At 61.8% G+C, this 12,624-nt stretch carries 18 protein-coding genes; 12 read left to right on the forward strand and 6 right to left on the reverse strand.

All coding sequences use genetic code 11. From position 1 onward, the window contains the following. Position 1 precedes the first annotated feature (1 nt). Both aroQ and C4Q27_RS25570 read left to right on the forward strand, forming a co-directional pair. On the forward strand, positions 2-439 hold the full coding sequence (aroQ, locus tag C4Q27_RS25565) for a type II 3-dehydroquinate dehydratase (protein ID WP_010953903.1): 438 nt from the start codon (positions 2-4) through the stop codon (positions 437-439). Between the two features lie 241 nt (positions 440-680). Further along, positions 681-938 (forward strand): hypothetical protein, encoded by a 258-nt coding sequence (locus C4Q27_RS25570; RefSeq protein ID WP_014591103.1) that lies wholly within the window; start codon positions 681-683, stop codon positions 936-938. A gap of 51 nt (positions 939-989) precedes the next feature. On the opposite strand, the gene C4Q27_RS25575 is transcribed toward C4Q27_RS25570, so the two are convergent. From C4Q27_RS25575 to C4Q27_RS25585, 3 genes are all read right to left on the reverse strand, one after another. Further along, complete coding sequence (locus tag C4Q27_RS25575) at positions 990-1,682, reverse strand: anti-sigma factor domain-containing protein (protein ID WP_104887559.1); 693 nt, start codon at positions 1,680-1,682, stop codon at positions 990-992. Beyond that, the gene (locus tag C4Q27_RS25580; RefSeq protein ID WP_104887560.1) at positions 1,679-2,227 is read right to left on the reverse strand and encodes a sigma-70 family RNA polymerase sigma factor; all 549 of its coding nucleotides are present in this window, start codon (positions 2,225-2,227) and stop codon (positions 1,679-1,681) included. Before C4Q27_RS25580 ends, C4Q27_RS25575 begins: the two co-directional genes overlap by 4 nt. A gap of 103 nt (positions 2,228-2,330) precedes the next feature. Next, positions 2,331-2,858: a DUF3455 domain-containing protein gene (locus C4Q27_RS25585; RefSeq protein WP_104887561.1), complete on the reverse strand. Its 528-nt coding sequence runs from the start codon at positions 2,856-2,858 to the stop codon at positions 2,331-2,333. A gap of 216 nt (positions 2,859-3,074) precedes the next feature. Between C4Q27_RS25585 and C4Q27_RS25590 the strand changes: the two genes are divergently transcribed. The 3 genes from C4Q27_RS25590 (at position 3,075) to C4Q27_RS25600 (ending at position 4,643) form a co-directional block, all read left to right on the forward strand. Next, on the forward strand, positions 3,075-3,362 hold the full coding sequence (locus C4Q27_RS25590; protein WP_104887562.1) for a hypothetical protein: 288 nt from the start codon (positions 3,075-3,077) through the stop codon (positions 3,360-3,362). Positions 3,363-3,765: 403 nt separating this feature from the next. Continuing rightward, the gene (locus C4Q27_RS25595; protein ID WP_010953909.1) at positions 3,766-4,134 is read left to right on the forward strand and encodes a hypothetical protein; all 369 of its coding nucleotides are present in this window, start codon (positions 3,766-3,768) and stop codon (positions 4,132-4,134) included. A 200-nt stretch (positions 4,135-4,334) separates the two neighbouring features. Then, positions 4,335-4,643, forward strand: coding sequence for a hypothetical protein (locus tag C4Q27_RS25600; protein ID WP_019438490.1), 309 nt, complete (start codon positions 4,335-4,337; stop codon positions 4,641-4,643). A 225-nt stretch (positions 4,644-4,868) separates the two neighbouring features. On the opposite strand, the gene C4Q27_RS25605 is transcribed toward C4Q27_RS25600, so the two are convergent. Continuing rightward, positions 4,869-5,069, reverse strand: a complete 201-nt coding sequence (locus C4Q27_RS25605; RefSeq protein WP_104887563.1) for a hypothetical protein — start codon at positions 5,067-5,069, stop codon at positions 4,869-4,871. 169 nt (positions 5,070-5,238) lie between these two features. Here C4Q27_RS25605 and C4Q27_RS25610 point away from each other — a divergent pair, with 169 nt between their 5' ends. After that, the gene (locus C4Q27_RS25610) at positions 5,239-5,598 is read left to right on the forward strand and encodes a hypothetical protein (protein WP_020191127.1); all 360 of its coding nucleotides are present in this window, start codon (positions 5,239-5,241) and stop codon (positions 5,596-5,598) included. Positions 5,599-5,640: 42 nt separating this feature from the next. Here the strand turns inward: C4Q27_RS25610 and C4Q27_RS25615 are convergent, their stop codons facing one another. Next, positions 5,641-5,847 carry a hypothetical protein gene (locus tag C4Q27_RS25615; protein ID WP_020191128.1) on the reverse strand — a complete coding sequence of 69 codons (207 nt, stop codon included), beginning with the start codon at positions 5,845-5,847 and terminating at the stop codon, positions 5,641-5,643. Positions 5,848-6,074: 227 nt separating this feature from the next. On the opposite strand from C4Q27_RS25615, the gene C4Q27_RS25620 reads away from it, so the two are divergent. The 6 genes from C4Q27_RS25620 to C4Q27_RS25645 all read left to right on the forward strand — a co-directional run bounded on the left by C4Q27_RS25620 (position 6,075) and on the right by C4Q27_RS25645 (position 11,419). Then, the gene (locus tag C4Q27_RS25620; RefSeq protein WP_019438486.1) at positions 6,075-7,055 is read left to right on the forward strand and encodes a quinone oxidoreductase; all 981 of its coding nucleotides are present in this window, start codon (positions 6,075-6,077) and stop codon (positions 7,053-7,055) included. Between the two features lie 13 nt (positions 7,056-7,068). After that, complete coding sequence (locus C4Q27_RS25625) at positions 7,069-7,917, forward strand: TauD/TfdA family dioxygenase (protein ID WP_012052451.1); 849 nt, start codon at positions 7,069-7,071, stop codon at positions 7,915-7,917. Between the two features lie 54 nt (positions 7,918-7,971). Further along, on the forward strand, positions 7,972-9,024 hold the full coding sequence (locus C4Q27_RS25630; RefSeq protein WP_020191130.1) for a 3-keto-5-aminohexanoate cleavage protein: 1,053 nt from the start codon (positions 7,972-7,974) through the stop codon (positions 9,022-9,024). A 127-nt stretch (positions 9,025-9,151) separates the two neighbouring features. After that, entirely contained in the window at positions 9,152-10,432 is a 1,281-nt protein-coding gene (locus C4Q27_RS25635) for an MFS transporter (RefSeq protein ID WP_104887564.1), read from the forward strand. A 4-nt stretch (positions 10,433-10,436) separates the two neighbouring features. Beyond that, a complete protein-coding gene (locus tag C4Q27_RS25640; protein WP_104887565.1) occupies positions 10,437-11,090 on the forward strand; it encodes a DsbA family protein in 654 nt (217 codons plus the stop codon). Beyond that, positions 11,087-11,419, forward strand: coding sequence for a Rieske 2Fe-2S domain-containing protein (locus tag C4Q27_RS25645; protein WP_020191133.1), 333 nt, complete (start codon positions 11,087-11,089; stop codon positions 11,417-11,419). Before C4Q27_RS25640 ends, C4Q27_RS25645 begins: the two co-directional genes overlap by 4 nt. Here the strand turns inward: C4Q27_RS25645 and C4Q27_RS25650 are convergent. Beyond that, positions 11,382-12,413 (reverse strand): AraC family transcriptional regulator, encoded by a 1,032-nt coding sequence (locus tag C4Q27_RS25650; protein WP_064490590.1) that lies wholly within the window; start codon positions 12,411-12,413, stop codon positions 11,382-11,384. The two genes, C4Q27_RS25645 and C4Q27_RS25650, sit on opposite strands and share 38 nt — an antisense overlap. Between the last annotated feature and the right edge of the window lie 211 nt (positions 12,414-12,624).

Here is a 12,624-nt window from a genome sequence, read left to right on the forward strand (position 1 = left end):
GATGGTCGCCAATGTACTGATGCTGCATGGCATCAACCACAACATGTTCGGCAAGCGCGACCCGCGCCAGTACGGCACAGCGACCCTGGCCGACATCGACCAGGCGTTGCAGGCCCTGGGCGAGGAGCTGGGGGCGCAGGTCGAGAGCTTCCAGAGCAACTTCGAGGGCGCCATGTGCGAGCGCATCCATCAGGCCTATGAGGACCGGGTGGATGCCGTGCTGATCAATGCCGGTGCCTGGACCCATTACAGCTACGGCATTCGTGATGCGTTGGCCATTATCGAAGTGCCGGTGGTTGAAGTGCACATGTCCAACATTCATGCCAGGGAGCCATTCCGCCATCACTCGGTATTTGCCGAGGTGGTGCGCGGGCAGATCTGCGGGTTTGGTGTCGAAACCTACCTGCTGGCGCTGCGCGCGGCGATGAGCATGGTCTGAGCAGGGCGCAGGGGGCGGATCTCCGAGCGCGTCTACCCGCGAAGCAGGTGGCGCGGGGCATGCGGCGACGGCGCCTGAAGTGGCCGTAGGTGTGGCGGGTGTCGTGCTGCCTACCCATCCAGCATGGATGGAAAGCCAGTAGCGACTTCCGTGACTGCATAGTACGGTCCGCCTTCAACAAGCCACCCGGTTCGTTGCCTCCAACCCCACGGACCGGGGCTCTCATGACCTGGGAGGTCGAATGGACGTCGCTACAACGATCAGTCAACAAGAACTGGATAACGCCTTGGTCGCGTTTGCACGCTACAAAATCGGAGAAATCAAGATCTTCGACCTGGAGCAGGCAATGAGCTTCGAAGCAGGCCAAGCCTTGTCCCAAAGCGGGCTGGTCCGGTTCTCAATTACCAAAATGGTGTCAGGACGTTATCGCATCAGCGATGAAGGAGAGAACGCCATCACAGAGGCTGGGCGGGATCGCCTTGAGGTGATCCGCGCCTGACCATAGGTCCAGCTTGCGAAGGCCGCAGTCGCGTTCTGCGGCCCTGTCGTGTCATATCACTTTCACCGCGCGACCAATGAACTTCACCGGCCCTGTCGGCAGACCGGTCGGCGAGCCACCGGCTTTCTCCAGCGTCAGCTCGAACAGTTGATTGGCCTCCAGGGGTGGCAAACTTTCCAGCGGAACTCGATAGGGTTCGCCCGGTTTGACCAGGCCAAGCGAAACCGGGGCACGCCATTGCTCGCCCTTGGTCCAGAACTGCAGGGCCATGCCGTCGGGGACCTTGTCCTTACCCAGCGGCAGCAGTTCGATCATGTGGCTGTCGCTGGCCTGCACCACCCAGCCGGGGGCCTGGCTGTTCGGCGCCACCAGCACCACCAGGTATTCCGTGGTAGAGGGGGGCGTGGTCAGCAAGGTAAACGCCAGCAGCAGGCTTGCAGCAAGCCCTGCGGCGCTGAGCCCTTGCCACAGGCCGAGGCGTTGCCACCAGCGAGCCTGCGTGCGCGGTGCGGGTAGCTCATCGAGGCTGCGCTGGATGCGGCGCCACAGGCGGGGGCTAGGGGGCTGCGGGGTAGACAGCGCGGTCAGCTCCAGCAGCCGAGCCTCCCAGGCATCCACGGCGGCGCGAAGCGCGGGGTCGGTACGCAGGCGTTCGGCCGTTGCGGCATATTGCTCCGGCGACAAGGTCCCCAGCACGTATTCCCCGGCGAGGCTGTCCAGTTCTTCGGCAGAATCGGGCTTCATTCCAGACACTCCCGTAGCGCTTTGAGGCTGCGTTTGATCCAGGCCTTGACGGTGCCCAGTGGCGCACCCAATAAACCGGCTATCTCGGCGTGGCTGCAGCCGTCCACGTAGGCGTGCAGGATGCAGCGTTGCGGTGCGGGCTGCAGTTGTTCAAGGCAGCGGTAAATCTTTGCTGAGCCGGACCAGAGGTCAAGGTCATCAACCCTCCCGTGCAATGTTGACGCAGTTTCGGTGTCGGCATCGGTCAGTACAGTTTCACGGCGGGTATCGCGTATCGAGTTCAGCGCCAGGTGGCGGGTAATGCTGTAGATCCAGCCTCGAGCCGAGCCGCGCGCCGGGTCGTAGCTGGCTGCGCGGGTCCAGATGCGGATGATCGCATCGTGGACGATGTCTTCTGCGGTGGCGTCGTCACGTGCGATACGCCGGGCAACGCCCAGCAGGCGCGCGCCTTCGTGATCGTAGAGCGCCTGCAGGGCCTGCCGGTCACCCTGTGCACAGGCTAACAGGCAGCGGTGGAAGTCGAAGGGGGCGGCCGGCGAGTTCAACGTGTGTGGCTTCCTTGTGAAAGGCAAGTACCCCGGCCATCCAGCCGGGGGGCTTGCCATCGAGCGTAGATCATCACTCGCAGGGCGTAGGGTCAGGTGCGTGTCACTTGGCTGTCCAGAACACATAGTCAGCCTGGTACTGGACGACCTGCCTGGCACCTTTGTTCTGCGCCGTGCAGTCGACTGACGGCGCCACACCGCCGCGGGTAGCCAGGCGCTGGATATAGCTGACCTCCTGCATGGCGCCTTTGCCTTCGGCCGGGTTGGCCTTGACCAGTTGATAGGGGATGGCGCCTTTGTCCGCCGGTGCCACTGCCAGCTGGGTGCCGGTGACCTTCGAGCCATCCTTGGCCTGCCAGGTAGCGGGTGGGCCAAAGTAGTCGCCCACCTGTTTACCGGTACGGTCATTGAGCACTGCCTTGGGGCCGACGAAAGTCCATTCGGTCTGACCGGGGGTGTTGGCCTTGTCGCGGCACTCGTAGGTGATCTCGCCGACGCCGACGGTTTCGAGCAGGACGCGATGGCCATCAGGGACTTTGACTGCGTCTGGCAGCGCGGTCTGGGCGAGGGCGGGCGGCAGCGCAAGGGCGAGGCTGCAGGCAAGCAGGCAGGCGGAGTATTTGAAGTTCATGGGCAGTGCTCCTGAAAGTCATTGGGCCGGGCAGTCAAAGGCCGCCCACTAGCAATACCCGCCAACGGGTGGAATGGATGCACGGAATGAAAAAAAATGCGTAGCGAGATGTCCCTGCATGTGCTTGCCTACCATCTCGAACGAGCGATGAGCCTCTTCGTCATCGAAGGACTGCTTTAACGCGCGCACCCCGACAACCCCACGAGGACACTGCAAATGAAGCGTTTGTTACTATGCCTGTTGCTTGCCGCATCGGGCGCTGCCCACGCCGGTATTCCGCTGTTGAACGCAACATGCCCCGGCAATATCGAGGTCCATGCCGATAAAGGTGGGCCTGTTTACATCAACGGCAAGGAAGCCACGCTGAAGAAATTCAATGACAACTATTTCGAGGCCAAAGGTGGCGGGGTAACGGTATCGTTGTCGATCAACCCGGACGGCTCGCCTGACGTCTCGTATACCGGTAAGAACAAAGCCAATGGCGTATGCCAGATCAAGGACTGACTGCGCGATTGCGCGGTTGGGCTGGCGCAGTGTCAGCGGGCTGCATCAGGGCGCTGGAACGGGAATTGCTGTGACCCCTGAGACATTGATCATGCGGAGTACGCAGAAATGACTCAGGATGACCGCTATTACATGATTTTCAGCGTGGTTGCTGTGCTGGTACTGGATCTGGCGGCGACATATGTGTTTCTCAATGCCATTCCCTGACCCCGGTTATGGGGCAGGCCTTACTCGTAATCGGGGGCAAGGCAGGGCGTGAGGGAAACGCCCCGAACCCTATATAGCAAACAAACCTGATGCCCTGTTGTCGTTGAGCAGTAACATGGGCAGGACAAAAACCAAAAAAGGGCAGGCTGCTTGGCAACATTTCCCAGTTTTCGATGGGGCTGCAGGAGCGTGTCGCGTGAAAAACTCAAGATCGCTGGCAGGTGCAATACTGGTAATCGGGGCAGCCTCGTTGTTCGTCGCAGGCTGCGCACAAAACCCTGATGTGCGTGACAGCCACGATTATACCGCTGGCACTACCGTGAAAAGCCCACCCGCTTATCTGGGCTGCGTCAAAGGCGAGCTACAAGGGAATGTGAAAACCTATGAAGTCGAGGGTGATAACGCGGTCAGGCTTTTCGTCGAAAGCACTGACCCCGACAAGGCAGAGGGTCTTGTAGAGTTGCGGGGCACGGGAAGCGAGCGCCACTTCACGGCCTATCAACGTGATGCCTGGTACGACCATGGCAGGTTGCTGGATGCTGCACTGATGTGTTCAAAAGCGTAATCATCCAACCCCACACCAATAGCCCGCCGTCGAGAGCGGGCTTTTTGTCTGCCCATCGCCTGCCCGGCAACGTTCAGAAAAGGGCGGGTGGAGCCGGTATGGCCTGAGCAGCGTTGCTTTGCATTTGCCGGCCCCGCCCGTAATAATCGTTGTATTTGGATGGAGAGTCGCAGGTGGAAGCAAGAAGCGTAGTTGCCGAAATGTTCATTGGGATTCCGACGCATTTCTGGGTTTTGCCTGTTGCCGGCCTGGTTGCCTACTACGGGCTGAAGTGGTCCGCCAGATCCAGTAATCGTGCCACCCTGCTACAAGCCTCGACTTACCTGTTATTGCTGGTACTGGCCGTTCTGCCCAACGGCTTTTATGCACTGTTTCCTCCCGCGCCCGAGCCGGATGTGCTGTTGAATCAATCACCGTTGCCCAACTATGCAGGGCGTTTCTACCTGGATGCGTTCTATGTCTTCAGTGGCTGGGCGCTGAGCAAAGTGGTCAAGTTGAAGTTCAGCTGAGTCTCAGCTCGCATTCCTGATGCACTGACTGGATCAGTATTTGCTTACCCCTTTTGAAACCGGGGCATCTGGGGGATACGGCAATGCTCTCTGAAGATCTGTACATCATGTTCGTGATTGTCGGCAGTGTGCTGGCCCTGGATATAGCAGCCATCGTGTTGTACAGGGGAGCCAAGCCCTGAGCCCGCATTTGGTTCGCAATGGGGCCGGAGCATCATGAGGACTTCAGCTTTTCTGCTGTACCTGCAGCACCGAACCCTTGTCGTCAGTTACCAGCAATCCGCCGGCGTCGGTGTCGTCTGATTGTCGCTCGGCAAGTGGTACGTCCGGCGAGCGAAAGATGCTACGTCCTTGTTCACCGGTTTTAAGGGTGACGAGTTTGCCATTCTGATAGAAGAACTGAGTGTGGTTGGCGTTGGTTTGCATGGTCTGAAGCCCCTGCCGAGTCGTGGTGTGATGTGCCGTGGGCAGTTTCACTGTTGCAGCGTGACCTTGCTACTGGCAGAAATATCAGGTGCGCTGCACGGTTCCCGCTTGGGCATCGTCTTGCAGCAAGACTTTGGTTGATTAGTAACGCGGCGTCACGCCCGTTAGAATGCAGCGTATCCATAACGGTCGATTGCAAATGCCTGACTTTCGTATTTTTATCGCTACTGTGTTGGTTGCCAGCCTCGCCGGTTGCGCAACCCCCGGCAAACCCACTGCCAGCAAACTGACCAAAAAATCGCCGCAGCAGTACGCCGCCTGTGTCCTGCCAAAATGGCAGGCGCTGGCGCCACAGGCCACGCAGAAGTCGATAGCCCACGGCTACCGGCTGACGGCGCCAAGCGCCGTGGCAAGCGACGATGTGCTTGACGTGGTCGACGCTCGCGAGGGCAGCCGTGCGACTTTCTACAAGGGCAGCTTTCTGTCTGGCGACAAGTTACGCCAGGCTGCCAGGCAATGCCTGGATTGAATCAGTGACCCGAGCGGGTTGTGCCGCCCCGATCGCCTGCAGTTACCCCAACTCATCCCGCTTGTTCAAATGCTCGCACTTCACCTGCGCCTCCATCCGGCTCGGATAGCTCGGCTTGAGCCGCTCCTTTGCCTGATTGTCATAAATGTCGAACCCTCCACACACGGTCGCGGCGTAGTAGCGGCTGCCAACGCGGAACGATTCCTTTTCGATCGGCACAGCGGGAACGATAACGAATCTTGGTTGCATTTTTCGTGCCTCCCCAGGCAGAGATTTAAGTATTAGTCTCGCAAGAGGTAACCATCAAGCAGCCTCATGAATAAAGGCGCTGGTCCGAACGCCGGTGGGTCGACACGTGCTGTCATCAAATGAAAACCCGCTGTCGTCCGATGCGAAGCACCCCGCAAGCCAAGGGCATACAGTCCAATCACCAGCACTGACGCCTGACGTCCAGATCGATGATTGGAGAGACAAGCATGTCCAAAGTGGTACGTTTCCATCAGACCGGTGGCCCCGAGGTTTTGCGCTACGAGGACGCCGAGGTTGGCGAGCCCGGCCCTGGGCAGGTACGTTTGCGCCAGGTGGCGGTGGGCCTGAACTATGCTGACACCTACTTTCGCAACGGCACTTACCCGATCACGCTGCCCAATGGCATCGGCGTGGAAGCTGCCGGGGTGGTGGAGGCGGTGGGCGAAGGCGTGACCCAGGTGGTGGTCGGTGACCGGGTCACCTATACCGGTTTCCTCAATACCCTGGGTGCCTATTGCACCGAGCGCCTGATCCCCGCAGCGGCGCTGATCAAGCTGCCGGAAACCATTGCCTTCGAGACTGCTGCCGCCATGACCATGCGTGGCCTGACCTCGGCCTACCTGTTACGCCGGCTGTATGACTTCAAACCCGGTGACAGCGTGCTGCTGCATGCGGCTGCTGGCGGGGTGGGCCTGATTGTCGCGCAGTGGGCGCGGCTGCTTGGGCTGAACGTGATCGGCACGGTCTCCACCGAGGCCAAGGCCGAGGTGGCCCGCGCCCATGGCTGCAACCACATCATCAACTACAGCGTCGAAGACGTCGCCAGCCGCGTACGCGAACTGACCGACGGAGTAGGGGTGAACGTCGTGTTCGACAGTGTCGGCAAGACCACCTTCACCGGCTCGCTCGATTCGCTCAAGCGTCGTGGGCTGATGGTTTGCGTCGGCACGGCGTCGGGCAGCATCCCGCCGTTCGACCCGCAGTTGCTGGCCATCAAGGGCTCGTTGCAGCTTACCCGCCCGGCACTGGCCGACTTCATCGCCGATCCGGCAGAAAAGGCTGACCTGGCCGGCGAATTGTTCGACCACGTCAGCAGCGGGCGCATTCGTATCGAAATCAATCAGCACTACGCCCTGCAGGACGCGGTACAGGCCCACCGTGACCTGGAAGCCCGCAAAACCACGGGCTCGTCGATCTTCGTCATCTGAAGAGGGCAACAGCATGCACATCGAACAACTGACCTGCGCGATCGGTGCCGAGGTGAGTGGCGTCAACCTGGCCGATGCGATTCACGATGACGAACTGTTCGCCCAGTTGCGTCAGCAGTTGCTCCAGCACCGTGTGCTGTTCCTGCGCGACCAGCACTTCAGCCGTGCCGAGCACGTGGCCTTCGCCCGCCGCTTCGGCGAGCTGGAGGACCACCCGGTGGCCGGGAGCGACCCGGAGCACCCGGGGCTGGTGCAGATCTACAAGCGCCCGGACCAGCCCAACGACCGCTATGAAAATGCCTGGCACACCGATGCCACCTGGCGTGAGGCACCGCCCATGGGGTGTGTGCTGCGCTGTGTGGAATGCCCTCCGGTAGGCGGCGATACCCTGTGGGCGAACATGGTGCTGGCCTATGAAAACCTGCCAAACGATGTAAAGGCCAGAATCGAAGACCTGCGCGCTCGCCACAGCATCGAGGCCAGCTTCGGCGCTGCAATGCCGCTGGACAAACGGCTGGCACTCAAGGCGCAGTTCCCCGACGCCGAGCACCCGGTCGTACGCACCCATCCGGAAACGGGCGAGCAGGTGCTGTTCGTCAACGCCTTCACCACCCACTTCAGCAACTACCACACCCCGCAGCGGGTGCGCTTCGGCCAGGATGCGAACCCCGGTGCCGGCGACTTGCTGCGTTACCTGATCAGCCAGGCCTACCTGCCCGAGTACCAGGTGCGCTGGCGCTGGAAGCCCAACAGCGTGGCGATCTGGGACAACCGCAGCACCCAGCACTACGCGGTCATGGACTACCCGCCATGCCATCGCAAGATGGAGCGTGCCGGGATCAAGGGCAGCCGCACGTTCTAAGCCTGCCGCCGTCCCTGGCGGTAACCGCACAATAACAATAGCGAGGACTACAGCATGCAATTCTTCGACGATTCGTTGCACCCGGAAAACATGGAAAAGGTGGTCATCACCGTCGCCCCTTATGGCCCGGAGTGGATGCCCGAAGACTTCCCTGAAGACATTCCGCTGACCATGGACGAGCAGGTGCAGAAGGCCGTCGACTGCTACGAGGCAGGCGCCACCGTGCTGCACTTGCATGTGCGTGAGCTGGACGGCAAAGGCTCCAAGCGCCTGTCCAAGTTCAACGAGCTGATCGCCGGGGTACGTGAAGCTGTGCCGGACATGATCATTCAAGTTGGTGGTTCGATTTCCTTCGCCCCGGAAGGTGAAGGCGAGGCGGCCAAATGGCTGTCGGATGACACCCGGCACATGCTTGCCGAGCTGACGCCGCGCCCCGACCAGGTGACCGTGGCCATCAACACCACGCAGATGAATATCATGGAGTTGCTGTACCCCGAGTACCTTGAAGGCACCTCGCTGGCCAGCCCCGCAATCCATGCCGCCTACAGCGAAATGACCGTGCCGGCCGGCCCGGCCTGGGTCCGCGAGCACTTGCGCCGCCTGCAGGCCAGCCATATCCAGCCGCATTTCCAGCTGACCGGCATGCATGCCCTGGAAACCCTCGAACGTATCGTGCGCCGGGGTGACTACATGGGGCCGCTGAACCTGACCTGGATCGGTATTGGCGGCGGTTTCGACGGCCCCAACCCGTTCAATTTCTTCAACTTCATCCACCGCGCGCCGGACGGCTGCACCCTGACTGCCGAATCGTTGCTCAAGAACGTGCTGCCGTTCAACACCATGGCGCTGGCCATGGGCCTGCACCCGCGCTGCGGAAATGAAGACACCATCATCGACCAGCACGGCAAACGCTTCACCTCGGTGCAGCAGGTCCAGCAGACCGTGCGCGTGGCCCATGAGTTGGGTCGCGAGATTGCCAGCGGCAAGGAGGCCCGCGCCATTTACCGCATCGGGCAACAGTACGACAGTGTCGAGCAAACGCTGAAAGCCAATGGCATGGCGCCGAACCGCCAGGCGGGTGAGAAGGGCGTGCCGCAGCGCACTTGATGCGGTTATGGCAGGCCCGGCCTCTTCGCGTGCGTCGCCGCGAAGAGGCCACAAAACGCAACGTGAGTTCTGGCGGTTACCCATAACAACAAAAACGACACCCACGCTTCACACCCAAGGAGGCAACATGGCCACCTATCTCGTCAGCGCCGAAGACTCCGGCACCGACACTGCCAACAGCATCCCCCGGCGCTATGCCTGGGTCGTCTTCGCCTTGACCTTCGGCCTGTTGATCTCCGACTACATGTCGCGCCAGGTGCTCAATGCGGTGTTTCCGCTGCTCAAGGGCGAATGGGCATTGAGCGACAGCCAGTTGGGCTTGCTCAGCGGCATCGTCGCGCTGATGGTCGGGCTGCTGACCTTCCCGTTGTCGCTGCTGGCCGACCGTTTCGGCAGGGTACGCAGCCTGGTGCTGATGGCCGTGCTGTGGAGCCTGGCCACGCTCGGCTGTGGCCTGGCGGAAAACTATTCGCAAATGTTCATTGCACGCTTCCTGGTCGGGGTCGGCGAGGCCGCCTATGGCAGTGTCGGCATTGCCGTGGTGGTCGCGGTATTCCCCCGCGACATGCGCTCGACGCTGGCCGGGGCGTTCATGGCGGGCGGCATGTTCGGCTCGGTGCTGGGCATGGCCTTGGGCGGGGTGTTGGCCCAGCACCTGGGCTGGCGCTGGGCATTCGCCGGCATGGCATTGTTCGGCCTGGTGCTGGCGATGCTCTACCCAGTCATCGTCAAAGAGGGGCGCATTGCCCCCAAGTGCGCGCAGCAGGCGCTGGACAAGGCCAGCCACCCGCTGCGCACCCTGTACAGCAGCCGTTCGGTCATCGCCGCCTATGTCGGCAGTGGCCTGCAGTTGTTTGTCGGCGGCACCCTGATCGTGTGGATGCCCAGCTACCTGAACCGCTATTACGCCATGGGCACCGACCGCGCGGGGGCGATCGCCGCCGTCATCGTGCTGTGCAGTGGTATCGGCATGATTCTCTGCGCCATGCTCTGCGATCGCCTTGGGCGGCAACGCCCGGACCGCAAGATCAGCCTGGCCATCGGCTATTGCCTGGGCAGTTGCGCGCTGCTGAGCATAGCCTTTGCGTTGCCTGCCGGTACCGCGCAACTGGTGCTGATCTGCCTGGGCATGATGATCGCCGCCGGCACCAATGGCCCGTCCAGTGCCATGGTCGCCAACCTGACCCACGCCGCTGTGCATGGCACGGCATTCGCCACCCTGACCTTGGCCAACAACCTGCTGGGCCTGGCCACCGGGCCGCTGATCACCGGTCGGGTGTCTGACCTGATCGGGCTTCAGGCGGCGCTGCAGTGGGTGCCACTGACAAGCATTGCAGCGGCGGCTGTGTTCTGGGTTGCCAAACGTCACTACCACCGCGACATGGATCGTCTGCGCTGCAGGAGTTGAAACCGTGAAACAGCAATTGTCCGTCGAAGTGTTCTTCGATTTCGTCTGCCCCTGGTGCCTGATTGGCCAGCGGTACTTGCAAGCTGCGCTGTTGCTGTTGCAGCGTGAGCAGCCACACGTGCAAGTGCAGGTTCACAGGCAGGGCGTGCAGTTGCTGCCGGGGCTGCCAGCCAATGGGGTACCCCTCAAACAGTTCTACCTTCAACGCCTGGGCAGCGAGCAGGCAGTGCGCGAGCGCCAGGCTCAGGTGCGCGCCGCTGCCCGCGTGGTGGGGGAGGATATCGACTTCTCGCGCATCTGCCGCATGCCAAACACCGGCAACGCCCACCGGTTGATGCAGCGGGCCGGCAGTCTGCTTGGCGCGTCGCAACAGCAAGCGTTGCTGGAGCGGCTGTTCATTGCCTATTTCCACCAAGGCCGCGACCTCGGCGATAGCCGCACGTTGCTCGGCATCGCCGAGAGTTGCGGGCTAAAGGCCGCGCAGGTAATCGATTGTCTGCGTGATGATGGCAGCCCGTTCCTCGACGGTGCAGGGCGTGCAGGCAGTGCCGTGCCACGTTATCGCTTCAACCTGGGCCCTCTGATTGCCGGGGTGCGGCCAGCCGAGGCGCTGTTTGCCGCGATGACCGACGCCTTGTCAGAGAGGGTGCAGGCATGAGCCTGCGTATCGCCCTGAACCCCAGCCAGCTGCCGGAGCGCAATGGCCGGGTGCTGCTGGCCTGCGAGGGCCGCAGCGTAGCGTTGTTCAATGTCGCCGGTGCGCTCTATGCCATCGACGATAGCTGCCCGCACCAAGGGGCGTCGCTGTGTGGCGGGCGCCTGGAAGGGCGGGTGATCCAGTGCTGTGCCCACGGCCTGCGTTTCGACCTGGCCAGCGGCTACCTGGTCAATTCTAAGGCGTTGAAAGTTGCCAGCTACCCGGTGCAGCAGGAGGGTGATGCGGTGTTCATCACCCTCGATGGTGACGGGCCTGGGGAGCAGGGCTGACACTGCGTGCCCGCCAGCTGGCCGGCGGCATGCCGTACTGGGCGATGAACCAGCGGGTGAACGAACTGGGCATCGAGTAACCGAGCATATCGGCAATGCGGCCCAGCGAATAGCTGGGGTTCTCCAGGTAGCGCATCACCAGGTCACGTCGCACGCTGTTGATCAGGTCCTTGAAGGTCAAGCCGCTGTCTTCCAGCCGCCGCTGCAGGGTGCGTACGTTCATGCCCTGGGTTTGCGCCACTTGCTCGAGGGTGGCCCGACCCATGGGTAGCAGCAGGTAGATGGTCTTGCGCAGCTCCAGCTCCAGCGATGGCTCGCTGCCTGCCGGCAGCGTGTCCAGGTAGCGCCGGGCCAGGCGGGCCATGGCTTCGTTGGCCAGCGGGCTGGCACTGTCGAGGTCGGCGGCAGGGCAGACGATGCCGTTGAACTCGCTGCCAAACACCAGCGTGCAGCCGAAAATGCGCCGGTGAATGGCGGGGTCGGCAGGGGCCGCATGGGTGAAATTGGCGCTGATCGGGTGCCAGTGCGTGCCGAGCAGCGCCGCGCACAAGCGCATCATCACGCCGATAGCCAGCTCGGTGGCCTGGCGGCTACAGGGCGCGCGCTCGCTGATCACCTCTTCGCGAATGACCACGGTCTTGCCAGCTTCTTCGATATGAATGGCCAGCGCGTCATTGAGCAGGTGGCGGTACTGCACGATCACCTGCAGCGCATCGCGCAGGTTGCGTTGGTGGCTGAGCAGCAGGCTGATTTCGCCGAAGTCCGACAACTGGCGCAGTTCGGCCATGCGCAAGCCGAAGCTCTCGCAGTGGCTGGCGCTGGCGGAAGCTTCCAGCAGGTTGATCACGCTGGCCACCGGGATACGCCGGTTGGGGTCGTCGAGCAACGCCGCGCTGAGGCCCACCTGCGCCAGCAGAGTGTGGGGGTTGAGGCCCAGGTGGCGGGACACTTCCAGGTAGTTGGTCAAGCTGGCGGCGCGGACGAGGGCAGGCATTTTTATTGTTATCCCTATTGTTCAGGCAACCTGGCGCTTTCAGGCAGCAGCACAAGGCTGTTGCGACAAAAAGCACTTGGCTTCCAGGTGCACAGGTTTTATAGCCTGCGTGTCATCAATTGAAAAGCAAAGCCCTGTTCGGGCCATTGTCATCAAATGAAAAGTACCTGACGCCCAATGTGAAGCACCCGGGGGGAGGGCTGTTTACTGT

Source organism: Pseudomonas sp. SWI36, from assembly GCF_002948105.1.
GTDB lineage: Bacteria > Pseudomonadota > Gammaproteobacteria > Pseudomonadales > Pseudomonadaceae > Aquipseudomonas > Aquipseudomonas alloputida.

Bases quoted from the DNA above. Each gene is read 5' to 3' on its own strand.
- C4Q27_RS25645 (WP_020191133.1), top strand. From the start codon at position 11,087: ATGAGCCTGCGTATCGCCCTGAACCCCAGCCAGCTGCCGGAGCGCAAT.
- C4Q27_RS25600 (WP_019438490.1), top strand. From the start codon at position 4,335: ATGTTCATTGGGATTCCGACGCATTTCTGGGTTTTGCCTGTTGCCGGC.
- C4Q27_RS25575 (WP_104887559.1), bottom strand. From the start codon at position 1,682: ATGAAGCCCGATTCTGCCGAAGAACTGGACAGCCTCGCCGGGGAATAC.
- C4Q27_RS25650 (WP_064490590.1), bottom strand. From the start codon at position 12,413: ATGCCTGCCCTCGTCCGCGCCGCCAGCTTGACCAACTACCTGGAAGTG.
- aroQ (WP_010953903.1), top strand. From the start codon at position 2: ATGGTCGCCAATGTACTGATGCTGCATGGCATCAACCACAACATGTTC.
- C4Q27_RS25625 (WP_012052451.1), top strand. From the start codon at position 7,069: ATGCACATCGAACAACTGACCTGCGCGATCGGTGCCGAGGTGAGTGGC.
- C4Q27_RS25635 (WP_104887564.1), top strand. From the start codon at position 9,152: ATGGCCACCTATCTCGTCAGCGCCGAAGACTCCGGCACCGACACTGCC.
- C4Q27_RS25570 (WP_014591103.1), top strand. From the start codon at position 681: ATGGACGTCGCTACAACGATCAGTCAACAAGAACTGGATAACGCCTTG.
- C4Q27_RS25630 (WP_020191130.1), top strand. From the start codon at position 7,972: ATGCAATTCTTCGACGATTCGTTGCACCCGGAAAACATGGAAAAGGTG.
- C4Q27_RS25620 (WP_019438486.1), top strand. From the start codon at position 6,075: ATGTCCAAAGTGGTACGTTTCCATCAGACCGGTGGCCCCGAGGTTTTG.
- C4Q27_RS25590 (WP_104887562.1), top strand. From the start codon at position 3,075: ATGAAGCGTTTGTTACTATGCCTGTTGCTTGCCGCATCGGGCGCTGCC.
- C4Q27_RS25585 (WP_104887561.1), bottom strand. From the start codon at position 2,858: ATGAACTTCAAATACTCCGCCTGCCTGCTTGCCTGCAGCCTCGCCCTT.
- C4Q27_RS25610 (WP_020191127.1), top strand. From the start codon at position 5,239: ATGCAGCGTATCCATAACGGTCGATTGCAAATGCCTGACTTTCGTATT.
- C4Q27_RS25615 (WP_020191128.1), bottom strand. From the start codon at position 5,847: ATGCAACCAAGATTCGTTATCGTTCCCGCTGTGCCGATCGAAAAGGAA.
- C4Q27_RS25605 (WP_104887563.1), bottom strand. From the start codon at position 5,069: ATGCAAACCAACGCCAACCACACTCAGTTCTTCTATCAGAATGGCAAA.